The organism is Rhodococcus sp. D-6, assembly GCF_040256695.1.
Classification (GTDB): Bacteria; Actinomycetota; Actinomycetes; order Mycobacteriales; family Mycobacteriaceae; genus Rhodococcus; species Rhodococcus pyridinivorans.
Map to the genome: position 1 here is coordinate 4,578,061 of NZ_CP132970.1, position 22,938 is coordinate 4,600,998.

Annotated in this window: 22 protein-coding genes; 11 read left to right on the forward strand and 11 right to left on the reverse strand. The window is 67.9% G+C overall.

Annotation, left to right across the window (positions count from 1 at the left end):
* Positions 1 to 9 precede the first annotated feature (9 nt).
* Positions 10 to 2,124, reverse strand: coding sequence for an MMPL family transporter (locus RBB84_RS21555; RefSeq protein ID WP_350246797.1), 2,115 nt, complete (start codon positions 2,122 to 2,124; stop codon positions 10 to 12).
* Between the two features lie 293 nt (positions 2,125 to 2,417).
* On the opposite strand from RBB84_RS21555, the gene RBB84_RS21560 reads away from it, so the two are divergent.
* Complete coding sequence (locus RBB84_RS21560) at positions 2,418 to 3,194, forward strand: putative protein N(5)-glutamine methyltransferase (protein ID WP_019290411.1); 777 nt, start codon at positions 2,418 to 2,420, stop codon at positions 3,192 to 3,194.
* A gap of 22 nt (positions 3,195 to 3,216) precedes the next feature.
* Here RBB84_RS21560 and RBB84_RS21565 read toward each other — a convergent pair whose 3' ends face one another.
* The 3 genes from RBB84_RS21565 to RBB84_RS21575 form a co-directional block, all read right to left on the reverse strand.
* A complete protein-coding gene (locus RBB84_RS21565; protein WP_254583538.1) occupies positions 3,217 to 4,035 on the reverse strand; it encodes an anti-sigma factor in 819 nt (272 codons plus the stop codon).
* Positions 4,028 to 4,600, reverse strand: a complete 573-nt coding sequence (locus RBB84_RS21570) for a sigma-70 family RNA polymerase sigma factor (protein WP_024102602.1) — start codon at positions 4,598 to 4,600, stop codon at positions 4,028 to 4,030. Before RBB84_RS21570 ends, RBB84_RS21565 begins: the two co-directional genes overlap by 8 nt.
* Positions 4,601 to 4,677: 77 nt before the next feature.
* Positions 4,678 to 5,301, reverse strand: a complete 624-nt coding sequence (locus RBB84_RS21575) for a DUF1365 family protein (RefSeq protein ID WP_350246799.1) — start codon at positions 5,299 to 5,301, stop codon at positions 4,678 to 4,680.
* Positions 5,302 to 5,601: 300 nt separating this feature from the next.
* On the opposite strand from RBB84_RS21575, the gene RBB84_RS21580 reads away from it, so the two are divergent.
* A complete protein-coding gene (locus tag RBB84_RS21580) occupies positions 5,602 to 6,273 on the forward strand; it encodes a fasciclin domain-containing protein (protein ID WP_064061457.1) in 672 nt (223 codons plus the stop codon).
* A 30-nt stretch (positions 6,274 to 6,303) separates the two neighbouring features.
* The gene (locus tag RBB84_RS21585) at positions 6,304 to 6,894 is read left to right on the forward strand and encodes a lipocalin family protein (protein ID WP_024102605.1); all 591 of its coding nucleotides are present in this window, start codon (positions 6,304 to 6,306) and stop codon (positions 6,892 to 6,894) included.
* A 144-nt stretch (positions 6,895 to 7,038) separates the two neighbouring features.
* Here RBB84_RS21585 and RBB84_RS21590 read toward each other — a convergent pair whose 3' ends face one another.
* The 3 genes from RBB84_RS21590 to RBB84_RS21600 form a co-directional block, all read right to left on the reverse strand.
* Positions 7,039 to 8,502: an SDR family oxidoreductase gene (locus tag RBB84_RS21590; protein WP_350246801.1), complete on the reverse strand. Its 1,464-nt coding sequence runs from the start codon at positions 8,500 to 8,502 to the stop codon at positions 7,039 to 7,041.
* Positions 8,499 to 9,863: a TIGR01777 family oxidoreductase gene (locus RBB84_RS21595; RefSeq protein ID WP_006553351.1), complete on the reverse strand. Its 1,365-nt coding sequence runs from the start codon at positions 9,861 to 9,863 to the stop codon at positions 8,499 to 8,501. The genes RBB84_RS21590 and RBB84_RS21595 overlap by 4 nt, the downstream gene beginning before the upstream one ends.
* Before the next feature lie 308 nt (positions 9,864 to 10,171).
* Positions 10,172 to 11,527, reverse strand: a complete 1,356-nt coding sequence (locus tag RBB84_RS21600) for a deoxyribodipyrimidine photo-lyase (protein WP_350246803.1) — start codon at positions 11,525 to 11,527, stop codon at positions 10,172 to 10,174.
* Between the two features lie 28 nt (positions 11,528 to 11,555).
* Between RBB84_RS21600 and RBB84_RS21605 the strand changes: the two genes are divergently transcribed.
* On the forward strand, positions 11,556 to 11,777 hold the full coding sequence (locus RBB84_RS21605) for an RNA-binding S4 domain-containing protein (protein ID WP_006553353.1): 222 nt from the start codon (positions 11,556 to 11,558) through the stop codon (positions 11,775 to 11,777).
* A 25-nt stretch (positions 11,778 to 11,802) separates the two neighbouring features.
* Here RBB84_RS21605 and rraA read toward each other — a convergent pair whose 3' ends face one another.
* The 3 genes from rraA to RBB84_RS21620 are packed head-to-tail and all read right to left on the reverse strand — an operon-like array spanning position 11,803 to position 14,585.
* Positions 11,803 to 12,291 (reverse strand): ribonuclease E activity regulator RraA, encoded by a 489-nt coding sequence (gene rraA / locus RBB84_RS21610; protein WP_006553355.1) that lies wholly within the window; start codon positions 12,289 to 12,291, stop codon positions 11,803 to 11,805.
* A gap of 47 nt (positions 12,292 to 12,338) precedes the next feature.
* Complete coding sequence (locus RBB84_RS21615; protein WP_006553356.1) at positions 12,339 to 12,722, reverse strand: DUF5313 family protein; 384 nt, start codon at positions 12,720 to 12,722, stop codon at positions 12,339 to 12,341.
* A gap of 18 nt (positions 12,723 to 12,740) precedes the next feature.
* Entirely contained in the window at positions 12,741 to 14,585 is a 1,845-nt protein-coding gene (locus RBB84_RS21620) for a long-chain fatty acid--CoA ligase (protein WP_019290401.1), read from the reverse strand.
* 67 nt (positions 14,586 to 14,652) lie between these two features.
* Here RBB84_RS21620 and RBB84_RS21625 point away from each other — a divergent pair, with 67 nt between their 5' ends.
* Together RBB84_RS21625 and RBB84_RS21630 are read left to right on the forward strand one after the other, a co-directional pair.
* On the forward strand, positions 14,653 to 15,036 hold the full coding sequence (locus tag RBB84_RS21625) for a metalloregulator ArsR/SmtB family transcription factor (RefSeq protein ID WP_350246806.1): 384 nt from the start codon (positions 14,653 to 14,655) through the stop codon (positions 15,034 to 15,036).
* On the forward strand, positions 15,033 to 15,659 hold the full coding sequence (locus RBB84_RS21630) for an SRPBCC family protein (RefSeq protein WP_350246808.1): 627 nt from the start codon (positions 15,033 to 15,035) through the stop codon (positions 15,657 to 15,659). Before RBB84_RS21625 ends, RBB84_RS21630 begins: the two co-directional genes overlap by 4 nt.
* 59 nt (positions 15,660 to 15,718) lie before the next feature.
* On the opposite strand, the gene RBB84_RS21635 is transcribed toward RBB84_RS21630, so the two are convergent.
* Positions 15,719 to 15,856, reverse strand: coding sequence for a hypothetical protein (locus RBB84_RS21635; RefSeq protein WP_019290400.1), 138 nt, complete (start codon positions 15,854 to 15,856; stop codon positions 15,719 to 15,721).
* A gap of 43 nt (positions 15,857 to 15,899) precedes the next feature.
* On the opposite strand from RBB84_RS21635, the gene RBB84_RS21640 reads away from it, so the two are divergent.
* The 5 genes from RBB84_RS21640 to RBB84_RS21660 all read left to right on the forward strand — a co-directional run bounded on the left by RBB84_RS21640 (position 15,900) and on the right by RBB84_RS21660 (position 22,932).
* Positions 15,900 to 16,169, forward strand: coding sequence for a hypothetical protein (locus RBB84_RS21640; RefSeq protein WP_024102614.1), 270 nt, complete (start codon positions 15,900 to 15,902; stop codon positions 16,167 to 16,169).
* A gap of 159 nt (positions 16,170 to 16,328) precedes the next feature.
* Positions 16,329 to 17,060, forward strand: coding sequence for a GAF and ANTAR domain-containing protein (locus RBB84_RS21645; protein WP_024102615.1), 732 nt, complete (start codon positions 16,329 to 16,331; stop codon positions 17,058 to 17,060).
* Positions 17,061 to 17,125: 65 nt separating this feature from the next.
* A complete protein-coding gene (locus RBB84_RS21650; protein WP_350246810.1) occupies positions 17,126 to 18,679 on the forward strand; it encodes a succinic semialdehyde dehydrogenase in 1,554 nt (517 codons plus the stop codon).
* Positions 18,680 to 19,105: 426 nt separating this feature from the next.
* Positions 19,106 to 20,425, forward strand: a complete 1,320-nt coding sequence (locus RBB84_RS21655) for an alpha/beta hydrolase-fold protein (RefSeq protein ID WP_033097879.1) — start codon at positions 19,106 to 19,108, stop codon at positions 20,423 to 20,425.
* On the forward strand, positions 20,392 to 22,932 hold the full coding sequence (locus tag RBB84_RS21660) for a DUF2156 domain-containing protein (RefSeq protein WP_350246812.1): 2,541 nt from the start codon (positions 20,392 to 20,394) through the stop codon (positions 22,930 to 22,932). The genes RBB84_RS21655 and RBB84_RS21660 overlap by 34 nt, the downstream gene beginning before the upstream one ends.
* Positions 22,933 to 22,938: the final 6 nt, after the last annotated feature.

Genomic DNA, 22,938 nt, shown 5'->3' on the forward strand with positions numbered 1-22,938 from the left:
TCAGCGCGCTCATGAGCGCGGCGCTCCCGCGGTCGCGACGTCCTCGGTGGCGTCCGGCTCGGACGGTTCGGCCCGCGCCAGCTTGCTCGGCCACCAGATCTTCTTGCCGATGTCGATCGTCAGGGCCGGCACCACCAGCGACCGCACGAGCAGCGCGTCGAGCAGGACACCGAAGGCGACGATGAACGCCAGCTGAGCCAGGAACAGCAGTGGGATCACCGCCAGCGCCGAGAACGTGGCCGCGAGCACCACGCCGGCGGACGTGATGACACCACCGGTGACGGTCAGCGCCCGCAGGGTGCCCGCACGGGTACCGACCTTCTTCGTCTCCTCGCGGACGCGGGTCATGAGGAAGATGTTGTAGTCGATACCCAGCGCCACGAGGAAGACGAACCCGAACAGAGGCACCACCGGGTCGGCGCCCGGGAAACCGAACAGGTGGTTGAACACGAGCGACGAGATACCGAGGGTCGCCGCGAACGAGACGATCACGGTGAGCATCAGCAGGATCGGTGCGACGACCGCCCGCAGCAACGCGATGAGCACCAGCAGCACCACGAGCGTCACAACCGGGATGATGACGGTGCGGTCGCGGGTCGCGGTGTCCTTCGTGTCGAGGTCGACGGCCGTGGGTCCGCCGACGAGTGCCTCGGCCCCGGGCACTGCGTGCACCGCCTCGCGGATGCGTTCGACGGTCTCCTCGGCGGCGAGGGAGTCGGCGGGATCCGAGAGCGTCGCCTGCACCGCGACCAGTCCGTCGACCACGCGCGGCGCGCCGTCGGGGCCGGGGACGGGCTGGACGGTCGTCACGCCCTCGACGCCCTCGGTGGCGCCGACGACACCCTCGAGCGCGCCTTCGCGGGCGACGACGATGCTGGGCGAACCGGTGCCGGCGTCGAAGTGCTCACCGAGCACCTCCTGGCCGGACTTCGAATCGGTTTGCAGGAGGAACAGATCCGAGGACGCGACACCGCTCGCCTTGAACTGCGGTGCCAGCAGGGCGAAGGCGACGAGCACGAGGCTGCACACGATCCAGATGGGACGCGGCTTCGACCCGACGAAGTCGGCCACCCGGCCCCACACCTTGTGGGACTTCTGCATGTCGTCGGCGTCGGCGTTCGGGTCGTAGACCGGGCGGGTGGGCCAGAACGCGACGCGGCCGAGCAGCACGAGCACTGCGGGCAGGAAGGTGAGCGACGCGAGGAACGACGTCGCGATGCCGATGGCGGCCACCGGGCCGAGACCGCGGTTGGAGTTCAGGTCCGACAGCAGTAGGCACAGCACACCGAGGATGACGGTGCCGGCCGACGCCGCGATCGGCTCGATCGAGCCGCGGAGCGCGCTGCGCATCGCGGCGTACTTGTCCTGCTGCAGTCGCAGTTCCTCGCGGTACCGGGAGACCAGCAGCAGCGCGTAGTCGGTGGCGGCGCCGAACACGAGGATGAACATGATGCCCTGGCTCTGGCCGTTGAGCGCGATCGCTCCGGCGTCGGCGAGCACATAGATCAGCAGGCTCGCGAGGGCGAGTGCGAACAGCGCCGAGATGATGACGACGAACGGCAGGATCGGGCTGCGGTAGACCACCACGAGGATGACGAGGACGACACCGCCCGCGACGAGCAGGAGCAGTCCGTCGATGCCGCCGAAGGCCGACGACAGGTCGGCGGCCTGCCCGGCGGGGCCGGTGACGTAGACGGTCAGGCCGTCCGGTGCGCCTTCGAGGGCCGTCCGGAGTTCCTCGACGGCCTCCTGGACCTCCCCGGAGGCGTCGAGCGGCACGATCATCTGCGCCGCTGCGCCGTCCTCGGACGGGATCGGCGGCGGTCCGGCCGATTCGGTGGCGAGGAAGGCGAGGTCCTCGTCGGTGATCCCACCGTCGCGTTCGGCGACGACGATCGCGGGGATGAACTCGCTCTCGTCGAACTGCGCGTACAGCTCGTCCGCGCGGGTGGATTCGGCCGATGCCGGGAGGAAGGTGATCGCGTCGTTGGAGGCGACCTCGCTGAGCTTGCCTGCGAACGGGCCGCCGCCACCGGCGGCCACGAGCCACGCGATGAGCAACAGGGCGGGTAGCAGCCACCGCCATCGGCCGGTTCTCCGTGGGGGCGCGGTAGCAGTGCTCAAGATTCCTCCTGGCGTGAACGGATTTGTCGACCCACCCGGGGGCGTGGACGCCTACCGGCGTGTGATCGAACTCGAGCGCGACGACGCGACCGGTGGCGACTCTCCGGTCGCGGTCTCGGACCCGGCGACCCTGCGCAGGCTCCTGCTCGAGATCGTTCGTTCCCACAGCGCTCCTCGTGACAGCCCGCGGAATACCCATGATCGGGAGATTCCACCCCTTCACGGGGTGTGAGCTGGCCCCCCGCCCCGGGAAACGGAGAGATTCGCCGGATGAGCGCGCGGTAGGGTTCCGCATGGTCTCCGCCCACCGGACCCACGCCGACGTTGTCTCCGCACTGCGAGCGGCCGGGTGCGTGTTTGCCGAGGAGGAGGCGCAGCTGCTCGTCGAAGCCGCTCCCACACCCTCGGATCTGGAGCGGCTCATCGCGCGGCGGGCCGGCGGAGAACCCCTCGAACACGTACTGGGACAGGTCTTCTTCCACGGCAGGCGCATCGCGGTGCGAGAGGGGGTGTTCGTCTCCCGTCGCCGCACCGAGTACCTGGTGGACTGCGCGATCGAACTCGCGCGGCCCGGCGCCGTGATCGTCGACATGTGCTGCGGGTGCGGTGCCGTCGGTGCCACGCTCGCCACCGCCGTCGAGGCCTGCGAGGTCTACGCGGCCGACATCGATCCCGTCGCCACCGCGTGTGCCCGCCTGAACCTGCCGCCCCACCGGGTGTTCGTCGGCGATCTGTTCGACGCCCTGCCGGGCACGCTGCGCGGTCGCGTCGACGTGCTCGTCGCCAACGCGCCCTACGTGCCGTCGGGGGCGATCGCGTCGATGCCGCGGGAGGCGCGCTGCAGCGAGCCGCGACATGCACTGGACGGCGGACCCGACGGACTGGACGTCCACCGTCGGCTCGTCGCCGACGCGGGTCGGTGGCTCACCGACGGTGGGTCGCTGCTCGTCGAGTCGGCCGCGTCGCAGGCACCCGTCGTGCGCGACCTCATGACCCGGGCCGGACTCGACGCCGACACGCGGGGTTTCGAGGAGGCCGACGCGACCGTCGTCATCGGCACCCGCCGATGACGTGCTCGCTGCCGCGAACATGTCAGTCGAGCGGCAGCTGAGCGAAGATCGCGGTCGGCTGGGTCGACCCGCCCGTCGGTTCCACGCTGAAGGCGAGCGCGGTGGCACCCGAGATGTCCTCGAGCACCGCGGTCGTCGACGGCGCGACGTCGTCGGGGGTCATCGTGCCTGCGGGCTCCATTCCCTCGGGCCCGACCAGCCACATCTGGTAGACGCTGCCCTCGGCCGGCGGGGCGACGTTGTTCATCACCAGCACGCCGGCGTCCTCCTCCTTGGAGAACACCACGGTCGCGGTGCCGCCACCGTCGAGCTCGCCCGACGAGGTCCGTACGTCCTCGGCGGCGAAGACCCGCTCGCTCGTGCCCGGCTCGGACGTGTTCTGCCATTGACCGGCCACCACGACGCCGCCGATCGCGACGATCACGGCCGCTGCCGCGGCGAGCAGGAAGTTCCGCCGTCGGGCCTGGCGGCGCTCGTCGAGGGAGACGGGCGGGGGAGGGTGATCGTCCTCCGCCCGAGGTGCCTCGGTCGCCTCCGGGTCACCGGGTCGTTCCGTGTGCGTCTTCTCGGCGGGCGTCTTCGCGGTGAGTTCGGCGTGGACCAGATCGAGCAGTCGCACCCGGAGTTCGGGCGGCGGCTCGGTCGCGGTACCGGCCGACATCGCTGCGAGGGTCTCGCGGACCTCGCGGACCTCGACGCCGAACCGTTCGGCCACCTCCGGGTCTGCTTCCGCGAGTCGCTCGGCAAGCTCTCGACGTTCGTCGGGCGTGACGGCATCCAATGCGAAGACGGGTGCCATGTCGAGCAGATCGCGCGAGGAATCGTTCGCCTCGTCAGCCATCCACAGTCACCCCCAGACAATTCTTCAGTCGTTTCAGGCCGTCCCGGATGCGCGACTTGACCGTCGGCAACGGGGACGAAAGTTCTTCTGCCACTTCGGTATACGTAAAGCCTCTGTAGTAGGCGAGCTCAACCGAGCGTCGCTGCAGTTCGGTGAGCGAACCCAGGCACTCGTTCACCCGGCGGCGATCGTCGCGCTGCGCTACCTCCTCGCTCACCGAGTCGAAGGCCGCGTCGACGTTCGTCGAACCGTACTGCGACTCGCGGTCGGCTCCGGACTGTTCGCTGCGGACCCGGTCGACGGCACGCCGATGGGCGAGCGTGATGATCCACGACAGAGCGGAACCCTGACGCGGGTCGTACTTGTCGGCCGACCTCCATACCTGGAGGTAGACCTCCTGGGTGGTCTCCTCGCTGTAACCGGGATCCCGCAGGACCCGCAGCACCATGCCGAAGACTCGGGAACGCGTCGCGTCGTACAGTTCGGCGAACGCCGTAGGGTCTTGCCGGGCCACCCGCCCGAGCAGTTCGCCGAGGGTATCGGTATGGCCTCCGACGCCGGTCATCGGCTCAGTCCGCTCATCGAGGGAAAGCCTAGCCTGGACATTCCCTCCACTCAAGGCAACCGTGTCGACCACGAGCGTCACCCCATCCACATCCGAGCACGTAGAACAGTCGTGAGATCGGCCGGCAGCCGTTCGCCGCTGACGGTCGCGGTGAACACCGGGACGCCGGGTCGCCGCAGGGCGACCGAGACCGCGAACGTGTCGCCGGCCCGGGTGATGATGTCGATCTCGTCCGAGCGCAGCGTGTAACAGTGCCGTCCGTTCCGGCGCGAATGGATCTCCGCGACCACGCAGGCCAGGGAACCGCTCGGATCGTGGCACCAGAACAGGTTCAGCGGATCCGATCCGAGACCGAGGCGCCGGATGTTCAGCAGCGCAGTGATGCGCCCGACCGGAACCCGCACCCCGTCGGCCACGAGCTGATCCTTGACCCGCCCGCGGAAGGTGTCCGAATCACTCGCGACGAAGTGGTCCCACGGCTCGAACCGCATCAGCGTGCGCAACCACCAGGACGAAGGCATCGACTCGTCGACATCCATGACCCAGCTGAAGCCGCGGTACTCGAGCGAGGGACGCTCGGCCGAGCCCTGCGCGTGGCGGACGAAGGTCCGGTAGATCGCCGGCACGACCGCCTCCCGGCCACCCGGGAACTCGACGTCGTCGCCGATCATCGCGACTGCGCGGGGAAGGTCAGGATGCATGATCGTCTCCGGGGCACGGGGTCGGTTTCCCCGACAGTGTGCACGTGAGGAAATCGGCTGTGGTGCCGACCGGACGCCCACCGGGCAACACGAATACGTGAGCCGGTCGGAGATCCTCGACGTCGTCCATGACGTGCATTCGGAGCCGACCGCAATACGGATGGGTCGAACACCGGATACCGATCCGAGAAAAAATCTCTCGATCCGACCCATCCGGACCGACCCGAGGTTCGAATGACCGGTGACACACCTGATCGACGTGGCCGTTTCCGGCCACGGCCTACGAAGGGAACCACAGTCATGAACATCACTGCGCGCAAGAGCCTGGCCGTCGTCGGAATCGGTGCGATGTCCCTGCTGGGTGTCGCGGCGTGTTCGGATGATTCGGGCACGGACACCACCGACACCACCACGATGGAGACCACCCAGGAGACAATGCAGGAAACCACTACGGCTGCAACCGGTACCGCAGCCCCCGCTGCCGGCCCCGTCGGACCGGGCTGCGCCGATTATGTCGCCGCGAACCCTACCGGCCCGTCGTCCGTCGAGGAACTCGCGAACCAGCCTGTCGCCGAGGCCGCCGGAAACGTGCCGATCCTGACCACTCTCACGCAGGCCCTGTCCGGCCAGCTCAACCCCGACGTCAACCTGGTCGAGACGCTCAACGATGGCGAGTTCACCGTCTTCGCGCCGGTCGACGACGCGTTCGCCGCCCTGCCGCCGGAGACCGTCCAGACGCTGCAGACGGATTCGGCTCTACTGACCGACATCCTCACCTACCACGTGGTTCCCGGTGAGCTGACCCCGGCCGATATCGCCGGCACGCAGACCACCGTCCAGGGCGGCACCGTCGAGGTCGCCGGCGAGGGTGAGATGTGGACCGTCAACGACGCCAACGTGATCTGCGGTGGCATCGAGACCGAGAACGCCACCGTGTACCTGATCGACGGCGTTCTCATGCCCCAGCAGTAACCGATACCGGACGACGGAAAGGTAGAAGGCATGCGTAGATCCCGACACGGCGTTCGGGGGCTTGCGGCGGCGTTCATCGCCGCCGCAGGCGCGCTCCTGTTCGCCACGCCCGCCGCCGCAGCGCCGCTCACTCCGGTTCCCGAGCTCGACGTGAACCGGTATGTGGGGCAGTGGTATCAGCTCGCCGCCAATCCGGCTCCCTACAACATCGACTGCGCTCGCGACACGACGGCGTTCTACACGCTGCTCGACGAACGCAACGTGCGCGTGGAGAACTCGTGCACCACGTTCACCGGTGATCGTCGCGGGATCATCGGGAACGCCCGCGTGAACGACACTGCCGCACTGCATGTGTCTTTTCCGGGGGTACCCTTCCAGGATTCGCTCGACGGACCGAGCAACTACATCGTCACGTACCTCGCGGACGATTACTCGTGGGCAGTCGTCGGTGACCCGACGCGCATCTCCGGATTCGTGCTGTCGCGTTCGCCCGTCGTCAGCGACGACGCGTGGCGCGAGATCCGGAACGTCGTCGAGGCGAGCGGGTACAACTCGTGCCTGATGCTCACCTCGCCCACCACCGAGGGACTGCAGGACATCAAACCGCTCTGCGCCGTGTAACTCTCGGTCGATCGTGGTGGTGTGCGGATCCCGAGGAAGATCCGCACACCACCCAGATCCGTCGCCCCGAGAACATCCGCTCGCGAATTCGCCATCCGCTACGGCAATTGCTGCAGCGGATGGCGAACAACGTAGCGGATCGCTCTAGCGGCCGGCGGTGCCCGCGATGTTCTCGAGCATGCCGCGGAAGATGATGCCGTGGAAGGGAACCAGCGCGTACCAGTAGAGACGACCGGCGACTCCGCGCGGGAAGAAGATCGCCCGCTGGTGCACGCGCGACCGGCCCGACTCCAGCGGTTCGACCCGCCACTCGAGCCACGCTCCGCCGGGTGCCCGCATCTCCGCGCGCAGGCGCAGCAGCGTCGGGCGTTCGATCCGTTCGACGCGCCAGAAGTCCAGGGCGTCACCGGTATGCAGGGTTTTCGGGTCGCGGCGACCGCGGTGGAGTCCGACGCCGCCGACGAACCGGTCGAGCCAGCCGCGGATGGTCCACGCCAACGGGAAGGAATACCAACCGTTCTCGCCGCCGATGCTCTCGACGACGGCGAACACCTTCTCCTGGGACGAATCCGACTCGAGTGACCGCTCGTCGGTGAAGACGACCTCGCCGGCCCAGTCCGGGTCGGACGGAAGCGGATCGGCGGGTGCACCGACCGGTGATGCGTTCGTCCACGTCGTCTCGACCTCTCCCCGTTCGATACGGCCGAGGGCGAGCCGGACCGCGTCGCGGTAGCCGGTGAGGCCGGATTCCGGTGGGGGGATGATCGAGTCGACGTCATGGTTGCGCATTACCGCGTCGGTCGACAGCGATTCGAGGAGCGCGCGACCGAGAGGCGGAGGAATCGGCGTGACCAGACCGATCCACAAACCGGCGAGCTTCGGTGTGAGGACGGGCAGGACGAGGATCCGGCGTTTCGTCAGACCGGCGACCTCCGAGTACTGCTGCATCATCTCGCCGTACCGCAGGACGTCGGGCCCACCGATGTCGTAGGTGCCACTGCGGGGGAGGGGTGCATCTGCGGCAGCGAGCAGATAGTGCAGGACGTCGCGCACCGCGATGGGCTGGATCCGGTTGTTCACCCAGCGTGGGGTCGTCATGACGGGGAGCCGGTTGCTCAGATGCCGGATCATCTCGAACGACGCCGAACCCGAACCGATCACGACGCCGGCCTGCAGCACGAGCGTCGGAACACCGGAATCCGTCAGGATACGTCCGACCTGGGCCCGTGAATACAGGTGCGGTGAGAGATCACCCGACTCCGGGTGCAGCCCACCGAGGTACACGATGCGGGAGACGCCGTGGTCGCGTGCCGCATCGGCGACGTTCTGCGCCGCTCGCTTCTCCGCGTCGACGAACTCGTCGCGACCACCCATCGAATGCACCAGGTAGTACACGACGTCGATGTCGCGGCATGCCGTGCGCAGCGATTCGGCGTCGTCGAGGTCGCCACGGACGATCTCGACGTCGTCGGCCCACGGCACGTCGCGCAATTTGTCGGGGCTGCGCGCGAGCACCCGTACCCGGTAACCCGCCTCGAGCAGGCGCGGAGCGAGCCGGCCACCGATGTAGCCGGTCGCTCCGGTGACCAGGACACGCTTTCCGCTCACGGTTCCTCCAGGATGTGGCCGAGTTGGTGGCGCAGCGACGCTTCGAGATCGGGACGCCGGAACCGGTGCCCGGCGTCGATCAGCGCCTTCGGGACGACGAACTGATCGGCCTGTGCGACCTCGCGTGCACCCTCGTCGCCGAGCAGCAACCGGGGTCCGAAACCGGGGACGGGCAGCAGTGCGGGACGGTGCAGCACCGACGCCAGTACCCGGGTGTACTCCTCGTTGCGCACCGGCTGCGGTGCAACGGCGTTCACCGGTCCGGTCAGGCCGGGGTCGGTGAGGGCACGGTGGTAGACCTCGAGGAGGTCGTCGATGTCGATCCAGGAGAACCACTGCCGGCCGTCGCCGATCCGGCCACCGAGACCGCTCGCGAACAGCGGCCGCATCAACTGGAGCGTTCCGCCGCGGGGTGTCTGGACGATGCCGGTGCGCACGTGCACGACCCGCATGCCCTTCTTCTCCGCGGGATGTGCCGCGGCCTCCCAATCGGAGACGACGTCGGCGAGGAAACCCGTTCCACGTGATGCGTTCTCGTCGAGCGGTGTGTCTCCTCGGTCGTAACCGTAGAGGCCGATCGCGGACGCGGAGACGAAGGTCGCGGGACCGTTGGGTGTGGTCGCGGCGAGTTCGGCGAGTCGGCGTGTCGGTTCGATGCGGCTGTCGCGGATCGCGGCCTTGTGGGAGTCGGTGAACCGTCCCGCGATCGACGCGCCCGCGAGGTGGACGACGGCGTCGACGCCTTCGAGTAGGTCGGGCGCCGGATCCTGAGGGTCCCAGCATCGTTCGTCGGTGCGCTGCGGTTTCCGGCGCACCAGGCGGACTACCTGGTAGCCACCCGTGGACAGGAAGGCCGTCAGGGCAGTACCCACGAGTCCGCTCGATCCGGTCACCGCGACCGTCCCGGGTCGGATACCCTGCGCGTGCGACCAGCGGTGGCTCGCGAGATCGTCGGCGAGCTGGCGGTGCCGGTAACGGAAGGTCTGGGTGAGGAAACAGCCCGGTACCGGCGTGTCGACGCGATCGGTGACGCGGGTGCGGAATTCGTCGACGACGTCGAAGCGGTGTTCGTGGCGCCACGAGCCGATGACGGTGGCGGGGCGCGACAACAGGCCGTCGTGGGAGAGTTCGTCCACGAAACGTGCTGGCGGGTCGTAATCCTCGGGTCTGTGCCGGGAGATCCAGCGCAGACCGCCGGGGAGACCGAGGACGGCCGTACCGGATTCGAGGGAGTCGGCCTCGGCGACGACGTTCATCGGCTGCCAGGGCGGGATCAGGCGGAGGATGGCGCCGGGCCGGGAGTGCCAGTCGAACACCTCGTCACGCGGTGCGTCGACGACGCTCGAGAATTCGATGCCCATGCCCTGCCTCCTGTTTGCAGTGATGCTCACCCGGTGGTGACGGCGCCGGGGCGCCCGGTGGTGACGGCGCCGGGGCGCCCGGTGGTGACGGCGCCGGGGCGGACTCCTGCACCGTATCCACTCAAGCAGGAAGGACGCTGATCAGAAAGGTGTATGCATCGACGAGCGGGTTGTGGATGGCCATGAAAGCTGCCTCGACGAGAGCGCGCACTGCGATGTCCTTTCGTTGGGTGTACGGCGAACAGGTTGTCCGTCCAGAAGTTGTTCGGAGCACCGCCACGACCGGATGGGTCGTTTCGCCGTCTTCTTCATCGGGGTGAGCGAATCCGCTCGTATCTGTCCAGAGCGACGCGGCGTTCGTGTGCGTGATCGACGACCGGTTCCGGGTATCCGTCCGGAGGGCCGTCGGGCAGGCTGTGCACACGAGCGCCGTCGATGCTCCGCAGTTCGGGTACCCATCTGCGTACGTATTCACCCGTCGGATCGAACTTCTCGCCCTGCCGGGTCGGATTGAACACCCGGAAGTAGGGAGCGGCGTCGGTGCCGCTGCCCGCCGTCCACTGCCAATTGTGTTGGTTGGAGGCCAGATCGCCGTCCACCAGATGCTTCATGAAATGTCGCGCCCCACGCCACCACGGCAGGTGCAGGTCCTTCGTCAGGAACGACGCGACGATCATCCGCACCCGGTTGTGCATGACGCCCTCTGCGAGGAGCTGCCGCATCCCGGCGTCCACGATCGGGAATCCCGTGCGGCCCTCGCACCACGCGGCGAACAGGGCGTCGGCGTCGGGTCCGGAATCGTAGGTGATGGCGTCGAAGTCGCTGTTGTAGTTGGTCCGGGCGGTCTCGGGCCGCTGGAACAGGACGTCGGCGTAGAAGTCGCGCCACGCCAGTTCGCTGCGGAAGGTGACGGCCCCCTCGTCCGACCGGTTCCTCATGTCGTGCAGCAGGGTCCGCGGATGGATGCAGCCGAACTTCAGATAGGGCGACAGGCCGCTCGTGCCGTCGTAGGCCGGCCGGTCACGGTCGGTGGCGTACCGCTCGAGACCGTCGTCGAGGAATTCGCGCCATCGCTCCAGTGCGGCCGCCTCTCCGAGGGGAGGTGTGGGTTCGTCGCCGGCTTCGGGAATCGGCACGCGTGTGGAGCAGCCGCTCGGGTCGACCCAGTCGGCGGTGTCCGGTCCGGTTGCCGCGGGTGTGTGCCATCCGTGGTCGTTCCAGGCGCGGCGGAAGGCCGAGAACACCTTGTATGCAGTGCCGTCGGGTTTCGTTATGCGGCCCGGCGTGACGGCATACGGCGAGCCGGTGGCCACCAGCGGGACGTCGCCGAGCGCTTCGGCGACCGCTCGGTCGCGTCGCGTGCCGTAGGGACCGTGGTCGGAACTGATGTGGACCGCGGCCGCATCGAACTCGGCGGCGACTTGCGGCACCAGCATCATCGGGTCTCCCTGGACGACGAGCAGGCGCCCGTCGAGATCCCGGTCGAGGGCTTGCAGGCATCCCATGAGGAAGTCGCGCCGGCGGGCACCGGACGGGCGGAGCAGTGCGTCGTCGAGGACGAACAGGGCGAGGACGTCGTCGGCGGCCTCGGTGGCCGAGAGCAGGGTGGGCAGATCGTTCAGTCGGAGATCACGACGGAACCAGATGATGCTGGGGCGGGCCATGGATCCAGTGTCGGGGACAATGGGTGCCATGTCCGACGCATTCGATGTACCGATCCGTGACGAGTCGATCCGGCTCGGTCAGTTCCTCAAGCTCGCAAGCCTCATCGAGTCGGGTGCGGAGGCCAAGGAAGTGATCGCCGACGGCCTGGTGTCGGTCAACGGTGAGGTGGAGGTGCGTCGCGGCCGTCAGCTGAAGGTGGGCGACGTGGTGGAGATCGCCGGGGCGAGCGCGCGGGTCGCGCACGAATAGCGGGTCGACCCGCGCGCTCGGCTGATCAGTTCTCGACGCGGACGACGACGCCGTCGGAGTCGCTGTAGACGATCTCGCCCGGGTTGAACGTCACGCCGCCGATCTCGACGGGCACGTTCTTCTCGCCGGAGCCGGTCTGGGTGCTCTTGCGCGGGTTGGTGCCGAGGGCCTTGATGCCGATGTCGAGTGTGCGCAGGATGGCGGAGTCGCGGACCGCGCCGTTGACGATGACCCCGGCCCAGCCGTTGTCGACACCGCGACCGGCGATGATGTCACCGACGAGCGCGGTGTGGATGCTGCCACCGCCGTCGACGACGAGCACGCCGCCGTTGCCCGGCTCGGAGAGGGTCTGCTTGACGAGCAGGTTGTCCTGGAAGCAGCGGATGGTGGTGATGGGGCCGACGAACTCGGTGCGGCCGCCGAACTGGATGAACTGCGTGTCGCAGCTGCGGATGTCCGGGCCGATCTCGTCGGCGAGGTCTGCTGTGGCTGTGAAGGCAGGGGTGTCACTCATGGTGCGAGGATAAGCGGACACGCTGCCCCGCACCGTGGGAGGTCCGGTCAGGACGCGCGACCGAAACGGCGTTCGTAGTCCTCTCGTTCGCGGGCGGCGCGGGCGCGTGCCTTCGCGCTGAGCAGTTCCGGATCGAGACCGTGCTGCTGGAGGCGGTGCCGCTGCCAGATGGGCATCAACGCCACCGAGAAGTAGACCCATGGCAGCAGCAGCAACAGCATCATCGCGATCGGGATCCACACCGGCCCCGGGATCAGCAGGAACAGCAGGAGCAGCGGGATGATCGGCAGGTTCCATCGCAGCAGGTAGCGGCGTGTTCCGCCGGGGCCCAGGACGTCGTCGCGTACCCACTCCCGCATCTCGGGCGGTAGCGCGCGACCGAACATGTAGCCGATCCGCTGCAGGAAATTCGGTCGTGCACTACTCATCATGAGACCCAGGATAGGCCGTCACCCTTCGTAGAGGCCTGCCAGCCTGTCGGCGAAGTTGTCGACGACGACCTTCCTGCGCAGCTTCATGCTCGGCGTCAGATCACCCGATTCGACCGACAGTTCACGCTCGATGATCGTGAACTTCTTGATCTGCTCCCACCGGTTGAGCTGCAGGTTCAGCTCGTCGATGTATCCGGAGATCAGATCGTGGGTCTTGTCGTGCCGTGCGATGTCCTCGAACGATCCGCTCACACCGTTCTTGTTCGCCCACTCGCCGACGGATTCCGGATCGAGCGCCACCAGCGCCACGCAGTAGGGCTTGCCCTCGCCGTAGACGACGATCTCCGACGCGTACGGGCACATGCCTTTGAAGGTCGCTGCCAGCGACGACGGGGCGACGTACTTGCCCTGCGACGTCTTGAACATGTCCTTCTTGCGGTCGGTGATGCGCAGGTAGCCCTCGTCGTCGAGGCTGCCGATGTCGCCGGTGTGGAACCATCCGTCGTCGGAGAGCGACTCGGCGGTCGCGTCGGGCCGGTTGTGGTAGCCGGTCATCACACCGGGGCCGCGGACGAGCACCTCGCCGTCCTCCGCGATGCGGACCTCCGTGCCCGGGACGGGCCAGCCGACCGTGCCGATGCGGTTGGCGTAGGGACGGTTGACGAACGTCGCGGCAGAGGTCTCGGTGAGTCCGTAACCCTCGAGGACGGGGATGCCGACGGCGTCGAACCATTCGCCGACCTCGGGGTTGAGCGCCGCCGAACCGGAGATGAAGAACCGCAGGTGACCGCCGAAGCGTTCGCGGATGGTGGAGAAGACCAGCTTGTCGGCGAGGCCGTGCTGCAGTTTGTCCAGCAGTCCGGGCGACCTGCCGGCCTGCTTCGCCTTCGACACCTTCCGGCCCACGCCTACGGCCCAGTCGAAGATCTTCTTCTTGGCGCCGCCTTCCTCCTCCATCATTCCCTCGACGCGCGCGTGGGCCTTCTCGAAGATGCGCGGGGCCGCACCCATGAAGGTCGGGCGGACCACCGCGAGGTTCTCGACGATCTTGTCGACACGTCCGTCCACCGCGGTGGGGAAGCCGATCTGCAGAGGGAGGGTGAGCAGCACCTTGCCGAAGACGTGCGACAGCGGCAGCCACAGATACTGCAGGTCGTCGGAGCTGAGCATGTGCAGCGCGTCGATGGCGGCGGCCTCGTAGGTCCACGCCGAGTGCGGCAGGCGCACGCCCTTCGGTTTGCCGGTGGTACCCGAGGTGTAGATGAGGGTGGCCAGGTGCTCGGCCCTGATGCTGTGGATGCGGTTGAGCACCGCTCCGGAATCCTCGGCGAGCAGGCCGCGGCCCAGGTCGGCGAGCTCGTCGAAATTGATGACCCAATCACCGTCGCCGGTGCCCTCGACGACCACGACCTTCGCCACCTCGGGCAGATCGCTGCGGTGGCTCACGAGCTTCTCGACCTGCCCGGCGTCCTCGGCGATGACGATCCGGCTGCCGGAGTCGGCGACGATGAACGCGACGTCGTCGGCGTGGGTGGTGGGGTAGACGGTGGTGGTCGCGGCGCCCGCGCACATGACGGCGAGGTCGCCGAGCACCCATTCGTAGCGGGTGGACGACGCGAGGGCCACGCGGTCCTCGGCCTCGATACCCAGGGAGATCAAGCCGGCCGCGAGCAGTCGTACCCGATCCCCGGTCTGTTCCCAGGTGACCGACGTCCAGCCGTCCTTCCCGTCGGGGTAGCGGAAGGCCTCGGCGTCGGGTGTGGCGGCCACTCGATCGAGCAACAGGCGGGCGACCGAGGGGGCCCGTTCGTCGATGACCGCTCGGTCGACCTTTTCCTCGGAGACGCGCGTCGTTGTCGTCATATGTCGCAGTCTAGGTAGCGGAACCGTCCTTCTGGTGAATATAAGTAGGAACTTATATAGTTGGTCCATGCACGGGTTCGAGGTCCTCGCAGATCCGGTTCGCCGCCGCATTCTCGAACTGCTCGCGGGCGGTCCGCAGGTGGCCGGTGAAATCGTCGCGGCGATCGGCCGGGAGTTCTCGATCTCCCAGCCGGCGGTCTCGCAACATCTCAAGATCCTGCGCGACCAGCGGTTCGCCGCCGTCCGCAAGGACGGCACCCGCCGCTACTACGAACTCGATCCCGAGGTCCTCGTCGAACTCGAGGACTGGCTCGCGGGTCTGCATACGCCGGTATTCGCGGCGCTGGACGCCCTGGAGACCGAGATCGCGCGCGGCAAGCGTGAGCGGCGGAGCCGCGACGCCGTCCCGCCCGCGCTCCCTGCTTCCGACGAGAGAAGGAAATCCTCATGAAGAACGTGATCACGAGCAACGAGACGAGTCGCCGCACGGTCGGTCGTCGCACCGTCGAAGGCCACGAGGCCAAGGTCGTCACGATCTCGCGCAGCTACCGCACGAGCGCCGAGGACCTGTGGGAGGCGTGCACCGACCCGCAGCGCATCCCCCGCTGGTTCCTGCCCGTCGAGGGCGACCTCGAGGTCGGTGGCCGGTACCAGCTCCAGGGCAACGCCGGCGGTGAGGTCCTCACCTGCGAACCGCCCCGGACGTTCACGGCCACCTGGGAATTCGCTGGTCGCATGAGCTGGATCGAGGTGTCGGTCCTGCCCGAACCGGGAGACCGGGCGCGCCTGGAACTGACGCACATCGCCCACCCCGACGAGCACTGGGAGCAGTACGGTCCGGGCGCAGTCGGTATCGGCTGGGACCAGGCGCTTCTCGGACTCGGACTGCACATCGAATCGGGAGAAACGGTGGATCCGAAGGAATTCGAGACCTGGTCGATGTCCGAGGAAGGTCTGCAGTTCGTCCGCGACAGCAGCGAAGGCTGGTGCGAGGCCGACATCGCCGCGGGCGAGGACCCCGAACAGGCACGCGCAGCCGCCGAGCGGACGAGTGCGTTCTACACGGGCGAATAGAACGGGCTCACGCTGCGTCTCCGACGCACGGGGTCAGGCCGGGGCTCCGGCGCACGGGGTCAGGCCGGGGCTCCGACGCCGATCACGTCGAGGTCGTGGCCGATGACGAGGCGCCCGTCGAATCCGGCGCCGCATCCTTCCCAGGTGGAATCGGGCCGATTGCCCGGGACCATGTGCGAGAGCACCAGGGTTCCCACGCCGGCTTCCTGGGCGATCGGGCCGATCCTCGATGAGGGTGGCGTGCCGGATCTGCTCGGCGTCCATGACGGCGGGGACGTCCTCGGCCTGCTGTTCGATCGTGGGCACGTGGTCGACGGGATCGGAGAGCCCGAAACCGCGGCGCTGGAAACAGACGGCGCGCGAACAGGTGGCGAGGCGTTCGAAGAGCGAGTGCATGTACGGATCGGTCCACAACAGGTCCAGATGCATCTGGACCTCGAAGAACCACACGACGTCGGTGGGGCCGGTTCCGGCCACCCCGTAGGCCGGATTGTGACCATCGCGGGGTAGATACCGGGTCACCGGCGGATCCATCAGTCCAGACTATCGGGGTAGAAATGGAAGAAGTCGTGTTCCGATGAGGAGGACGGCGGTGTAGAGCTCGCTGAATCGGGCAATACGGTCGGCGGATCCGCGGGGTTACGAACTCGGTGGAGAAGGGATGAACCCATGACACGTGCGTCGGAAGCGGGCGATCTCGGGCGGCGTATGGCCCAGCTCGCTCGCGGCTTCTACCATCCGGCCGATCTCGACGAGACCCTGCGCGGCGTGACCGCGGCCGCGGTCGAACTGGTGGAGGGGGCCGACTGCGCCGACGTCCTCATCGTGACCGGAGGGAAGCATTTCCGCTCTCTCGCCGCGACGTCGGAACTCGCCGAGCATCTCGACGACGTCCAGGAACAGTTCGGGGAAGGTCCGTGCCTCGATGCGAGCTTCAAATATCTCGTGGTGCGCTCCGAAGACCTGCGGACGGAGACCCGCTGGCCGCGTTTCGCGAAGGCCGCGGTGGACGCGGGTGTGCTCAGTACCTTGTCGTTCCAGCTGTATCTCGATCAGGAGAGCATGGGAGCGCTGAACATGTTCTCTGCGAAAGCCGAGGCGTTCGGTCCTCCGGCGGAGGCGACCGCCGAGGTCCTGGCCGCTCATGCCGCGATGGCGATGAGCGCGGCGCGCAGTCGGGGACAGTTCGCGTCCGCCCTGGCGACCCGCGACATCATCGGGCAGGCCAAGGGCATGATCATGGAGCGTTTCGGTATCGATGCCGTTGCGGCCTTCGAACTGTTGCGCCGGCTCTCGCAGGACAGCAACGTCCCTCTCGCGGAGGTCGCTCAGGGGATCGTCGAAGCAGGTCCCGAGCGACGCGACGATCGGGAGACGGGCCTCGATGCCACGCCTGTGTGACAGCACACACGCACCCGAGTAGGTTTAGTGAAACTGCAAGTACTACTCACCGGTAGGGGTGCAACATGCCAGCTCCGAGCGCTGCGACCTTCCAGCGTCTTGCCGACCTCATCGCGATCCCCGACGCCGCCGAGCGGACCACCCGCCCCGTCGTCGAGGCGTTCACCGGCCGGGAGCTGGCCACCGTGCCGGTCGGCACGGCCGATGACGCGAAGGCCGCGATCGACCGGGCCCGCATCGCGCAGGTCGCGTGGGCGAAGCTGCCCGTCGAGAAGCGCGCCGCGATCATGCACCGCTACCGCGAGCTCGTGCTGTCCCGACGCGAGCAGCTCATGGACATGGCGCAGGCCGAGACCGGCAAGTCCCGTGTCTCCGCGCAGGAAGAGGTGCTCGACATCTCGATGACCGCGCGGTTCTACGCGCGCGTCGCACCGAAGCTCCTGCGCCCCCGCAAGGCCACGGGCATGCTGCCGGTCCTGACGAAGACCACCGTCCTGCACCATCCCAAGGGCGTCGTCGGCGTGATCGCGCCGTGGAACTACCCGATGACGCTGGCCGTCTCCGACGCGATCCCCGCCCTGCTCGCCGGCAACAGCGTGGTGCTCAAGCCCGACAGCCAGACGCCCTACTGCGCGCTCGCCGTCGTCGAACTCCTCTACGAGGCCGGGGTCCCCCGCGACGTCTTCGCCGTGGTCACCGGTCCCGGCACCGTGGTGGGCACCGCGATCGTCGAGAGCGCCGACTACCTGATGTTCACGGGTTCGTCGGAGACGGGACGTCTGCTCGCCGAGCAGGCCGGCCGGCGCCTGATCGGGTTCTCCGCCGAACTCGGCGGCAAGAACCCCATGATCGTCACCTCCGGGGTGAACCTGCGCGAGGTCACCGACGCCGCCGTGCGGGCATGCTTCTCGAACTCCGGGCAGCTGTGCATCTCGATCGAGCGGATCTACGTCGAGAAGTCGATCGCCCCCGAGTTCATCCGGATGTTCGGGGCACGGGTGCGCGAGATGTCGCTCGGTCCCGACTACGACTTCGGTACCGAGATGGGCTGCCTCATCAGCGAGAGCCAGGTCAAGACGGTGACCCGGCACATCGAGGACGCCGTCGCCAAGGGCGCGACCGTCGTCGCCGGCGGGAAGACGCGGCCCGACCTCGGACCGCTGTTCTTCGAACCCACCGTGCTCACCGACGTGCCCGAGGACGCCGAGTGCTACCGGAACGAGACGTTCGGCCCGGTGGTGTCGATCTATCCGGTGGAGAATGTCGAAGAAGCGATCCGCGAGGCCAACGACACCGAGTACGGGCTCAACGCATCGGTGTGGGGCGCGACGAAGGCGCAGGGCGAGGCCATCGCCGCGCGGGTGCGTGCCGGCACGGTGAACGTCGACGAGGGATACGCCCCGGCATGGGGCAGCACCGACGCACCGATGGGCGGTATGGGCATCTCCGGCATGGGACGCCGCCACGGCGCGGAGGGCCTGTACAAGTACACCGAGGCGCAGACGATCGCGACGACGCGCCTGCTCAATCTCGACGGCCCGCGCGGACTTCCGCGGCGGGTGTGGGCGAAGGTGCTCGCCCCCTTCGTCAAGTCGATGCAGTGGCTGCCGGGTCGCTAGGAGCCGGATCGCTCTTCCATGCGATGGTGGTCGCGAGGGGTTTCTCGACGACGAGGCACAGCAGGACCCCGGCGACCACCACGAGCGGCGCAATGTACAGGTAGATCGGCACGAGCGCGTCGTTGTACGCCTCGAGAACCGGAATTCTGCACGATCAGCACGAGAAGCTGCATGGACGTGCCGAATCCGATGCCGAGCACGGCGAACCAGCAGCCCAGCACCCAGATCGGGGTGTCCGCGCCGAGGGTCGACAGGAGCACCAGCCGATCGCGGGTTCGGCGACGCGTCGTTCCACCGCGACGAACAGCACCGCACCGGCCGCCGTAGCGGCGATCAGCGCGTGCGTGGAGAAACCTCCGCTTGTTCTGCGATGGTCTCGACGGTGATGTCGGACAGGTGGGTGTAAGGCCGCGCATACTGATCGCCATGTCCTCGACCAGGATGGTGAACGGAGTGCTGGGAATACCGCTCACCACCCCCACGGCGACGGCGGTGTTCGCGATCCTCACGGTCATCGGTCTGATCGTGTTGCTCCTCCGCCGCTACCGGGTGTGGTTCGCACACGGAGTACCCCTCGCAGTAACCGCCGCCCTCGGCTCGACGGTGGTAGCCGCGCTCCTGATCGAGAAGGTGTGGAAACCGTTCCCGGATCGTCTGCCGTGGGCGGTGTACGGGTGGGCGGCAACGGCACTGCTCGCCGTCTCCCTACTGATCGGACGATGGTTCGTGCGACGTCGCGACCGGGCCCGACCACTCGTCGCGACGGCACTCGTGGTGTCTGCGGTACTCGTCGTGATCTCCGCCGCGGGCCGGATCGACGCGGTCTACGACGCCTATCCCACCGTTCGGACTGTTCTCGGAATCAGCGACTACCGGACCGTCCCCTTCGACGACCCCTCCCTCCGGGCATCGCAGACCGTGCCGGTGGAGGACTGGTCGGCGTCGGACGATCTGCCTGCGACCGGTGCGGTCACCTCTGTGACGATTCCCGGAACAGTCTCCGGATTCCGGGCGCGGGAAGCCCGCGTCTACCTCCCGCCGGCCTACTTCTCGGATCCACGACCGGAACTGCCGGTGCTGGTACTGCTCGCCGGACAGCCCGGCAGTCCGGAGGACTGGCTCGTGGGCGGACATCTCCCGTCCACCATGGACGCCTATGCCGCGCAGCATCACGGCCTGGCGCCGGTCGTCGTGCTCGCGGACGGCACCGGAGGTCAGTTCGACAACCCGTTGTGCGCCGACTCGCATCTCGGCAACGTGGCGACCTATCTGGCCGTCGACGTTCCGGCGTGGGTACGGGACGACCTGCAGGTCGACGACGACCCACGGGCACGGGCCGTGGGCGGACTCTCGTACGGCGGAACGTGCGCACTGCAACTCGCGACCACCCGGCCAGATGTCTACCCGACCTTTCTGGACATGTCGGGACAGGCCGAGCCGACCATCGGTGACCGGGCGTCGACGATCCGGGACGTGTTCGGTGGTGATGCGGAAGCATTCGCGCGCAACAATCCTGCCGACCTGCTCGCACGCAATCGGTATCCCGATTCCGCCGGTGCTTTCGTGGTGGGACTCGACGATTCCGAATACCGTGCCGGGGTGGAACAACTCGCTTCGTTGGCTCGGAGCGCGGGGATGGACGTCCACCTCACCGAACTGCCGGGCACACACAGCTTCGCCCTGTGGTCCGCAGGGCTCGAGAAGGAGTTGCCATGGCTCGCACAACGGCTCGGGCTCGGCAACTGATGCGCCGCACAGGGGCGGGGGTGCTGATGTCCCGCACCGGGACGGTGGTGCTCCGGGCGCCCGTCTCGTGCGGACTGCTCGTGCTGACCTGGTTCCTGGCGGTCGTCACCGGTTCTGTGAGGAACGGGCCGTCGCACGCAACGGCATCCGAGATGTCGCTCGGGATCCCGAATATCACCGACGGCCACCTGTGGACACTGTGGACTTCAGGGTTGTTCGCCTCCGGTCCCGGTGAGTATGTGCTCGGAAGCATTGCGATCCTCGCCGTCGCGGTGCCGGTCGAACGTCGCATCGGCAGTCGCAGGTTCACGCTCGCCGCGCTCGTCTCACAGGGCCTGGGCGCGGCACTCGCATTGCTCGTTGCTCAGGTCGCCTCCCTGGTGCCGAACCTGTGGGGCAGGGAGCTGCACACCCACCTCACCGAGGACCCGCTGGCGTGGGTGCTCGGCGTCCTGCTCGCCTCCACCACCGCGATGGGCACCCTGTGGCGTCGCCGCATCCGGACACTCCTGCTGGTTTTCCTGGTGACCACAGCCTTGTTCGCCGGACACCTGCAGGACGTGAACAGGGTGACCGTCGCGCTGGCCGGGTTGCTCGCCGGCCCGCTCCTGTTCGGACGCGGTGTGCGCCGTCCTGTGCTCGGCGGCACCATCCGGGAGCGCCGCACGCTCGTCGCGCTCGTGGTCGCAGCGAGCGTGCTCGGCCCGATCTTCGCGGCGCTCTCCCCACACTCGATCGGACCGCTGTCCGCGCTACGCGAGCTGTTCGAGCAGGTTCCCTACACCCCGCGAGAACTCGTCGAGGTGTGTGCCGATCCCGCGCTGCACGACGAGTGCCGGAAAGGGCAACAGGCCCTTCGGCTCTCCGGTGCAGGTCCGCTCGTCGCGAATCTCATGCCGTCGGTACTGCTGCTGATCGGTGCCGAAGGGCTGCGTCGAGGGCGGCGGGCAGCATGGTTCCTTTCGGTCGGAGGACACATCGTGCTGATCGTCGTGGCCGCCGCGAGCACGATCGTCCGCGTGACCGAACAGGACGAGACCCGCTCCCTGTTGTACGGAATCCACCGGCACAGCTCCGTATCCATGGAACTCGCGCCACTCCTCGCGCTGGTCTCCGTGCTCGCCCTGTTACTGCTGACCCGCACCCTGTTCGATGTCCGTGCACCGCAGGGAACCTATCGCCGGGTATGGGCCGGAACCGCAGCCGCCGCAGGCATCGCGCTCGTGACGTGCGTGGTGGTGGGCACGCTGGTGGCGGACGGGTTCGATCGTGATCCCGGCATCGGCACCTTGCTCCGCGACGCGCCGCGCCGGCTCCTTCCACCGGTCTATCTCCAGCTCTTCGAGCCTCCCGTGATGCCCCTCGACACCGCCGCCACCCTGTTGTTCGAGTGGATCGGCGTGATCGTCTGGGTCGCCTTCTGCGTGCTCCTGTGGCGCAGCTTCCTCGTGCCCCCTGCCGGGGTCGACCTCGGCGACGAACAGCGGGTGCGAGAACTCCTGCACGACCCGGGCGGCGGATCGATGTCGTGGATGACCACCTGGGCGGGGAATCGGTACTGGTTCGGCAACGACGGCAGGCACGCCGTGGCGTATCGGGTCCACTCGGGTGTCGCCCTGACGGCGACGGATCCGATCGGTGAGCGCGCCTCGATGACCGAGACGATCGACGAGTTCGCGGCGTACTGCCTCGGCAACGGATGGACACCGTGCCTGTACTCGGTGGGCGAGGAGACGGCGACGATCGCCCGGGACCACGGTTGGACCTGTTTGCAGGTGGGTGAGGAGACCGTCGTCGATCTCGCGGACCTCGCCTTCAAGGGCAAGAAGTTCCAGGACGTCCGCACCGCCCTCAACCGTGCTGCCAAGGACGGGATCGAAGCGCGATGGACGACCTTCGCCGCCGCGCCGCTGTCGGTGACCGAGCAGATCGTCGACATCTCCGAGGAATGGGTGGCCGACAAGGGACTGCCCGAGATGGGGTTCACGCTCGGAGGAGTCGCCGAACTGCGCGATCCCGAAGTCCGGTTGCTGCTCGCGGTCGACGCGAACGACCACGTCCATGCGATCACGTCGTGGATGCCGGTCCACCGGGACGGGAAGGTGGTCGGGCTGACGCTGGACTTCATGCGGCGACGTTCGGACGGCTTCCGGCCGGCCATGGAATTCCTCATCGCGTCCGCGGCACGGTCCGCCGCCGACGAGGGCCTCGAATTCCTGAGCTTGTCGGGGGCGCCCCTCGCGAGTATGGACGGTGGGTCCGGACTCGACCGAGGAGCCCTCGACGCCCTGCTCGATCTGCTCGGCCGCACGCTCGAACCGGTATACGGATTCCGCTCGCTGCTGGCGTTCAAGGCGAAGTTCCAGCCCCGTTACCGCCCGCTGTACATGGTGTTCCCGGACCCGGCGGCGCTGCCGACCATCGGGATCGCGGTCGGTCGTGCCTATCTTCCCCACATGTCCCTGGAGGAAGGCGGACGCCTGGTCACGCACCTGCTGCGCCGATGACGGTTG

Coding starts and splice junctions, on each gene's coding strand:
- RBB84_RS21600 (WP_350246803.1), bottom strand. CDS start 11,527: ATGGCCCGCCCCAGCATCATCTGGTTCCGTCGTGATCTCCGACTGAAC.
- RBB84_RS21595 (WP_006553351.1), bottom strand. CDS start 9,863: ATGGGCATCGAATTCTCGAGCGTCGTCGACGCACCGCGTGACGAGGTG.
- RBB84_RS21630 (WP_350246808.1), top strand. CDS start 15,033: ATGAAGAACGTGATCACGAGCAACGAGACGAGTCGCCGCACGGTCGGT.
- RBB84_RS21660 (WP_350246812.1), top strand. CDS start 20,392: ATGGCTCGCACAACGGCTCGGGCTCGGCAACTGATGCGCCGCACAGGG.
- RBB84_RS21650 (WP_350246810.1), top strand. CDS start 17,126: ATGCCAGCTCCGAGCGCTGCGACCTTCCAGCGTCTTGCCGACCTCATC.
- RBB84_RS21645 (WP_024102615.1), top strand. CDS start 16,329: ATGACACGTGCGTCGGAAGCGGGCGATCTCGGGCGGCGTATGGCCCAG.
- RBB84_RS21625 (WP_350246806.1), top strand. CDS start 14,653: ATGCACGGGTTCGAGGTCCTCGCAGATCCGGTTCGCCGCCGCATTCTC.
- RBB84_RS21605 (WP_006553353.1), top strand. CDS start 11,556: ATGTCCGACGCATTCGATGTACCGATCCGTGACGAGTCGATCCGGCTC.
- RBB84_RS21615 (WP_006553356.1), bottom strand. CDS start 12,722: ATGATGAGTAGTGCACGACCGAATTTCCTGCAGCGGATCGGCTACATG.
- RBB84_RS21570 (WP_024102602.1), bottom strand. CDS start 4,600: ATGACCGGCGTCGGAGGCCATACCGATACCCTCGGCGAACTGCTCGGG.
- RBB84_RS21620 (WP_019290401.1), bottom strand. CDS start 14,585: ATGACGACAACGACGCGCGTCTCCGAGGAAAAGGTCGACCGAGCGGTC.
- RBB84_RS21580 (WP_064061457.1), top strand. CDS start 5,602: ATGAACATCACTGCGCGCAAGAGCCTGGCCGTCGTCGGAATCGGTGCG.
- RBB84_RS21575 (WP_350246799.1), bottom strand. CDS start 5,301: ATGCATCCTGACCTTCCCCGCGCAGTCGCGATGATCGGCGACGACGTC.
- RBB84_RS21565 (WP_254583538.1), bottom strand. CDS start 4,035: ATGGCTGACGAGGCGAACGATTCCTCGCGCGATCTGCTCGACATGGCA.
- RBB84_RS21585 (WP_024102605.1), top strand. CDS start 6,304: ATGCGTAGATCCCGACACGGCGTTCGGGGGCTTGCGGCGGCGTTCATC.
- RBB84_RS21560 (WP_019290411.1), top strand. CDS start 2,418: ATGGTCTCCGCCCACCGGACCCACGCCGACGTTGTCTCCGCACTGCGA.
- RBB84_RS21655 (WP_033097879.1), top strand. CDS start 19,106: ATGTCCTCGACCAGGATGGTGAACGGAGTGCTGGGAATACCGCTCACC.
- rraA (WP_006553355.1), bottom strand. CDS start 12,291: ATGAGTGACACCCCTGCCTTCACAGCCACAGCAGACCTCGCCGACGAG.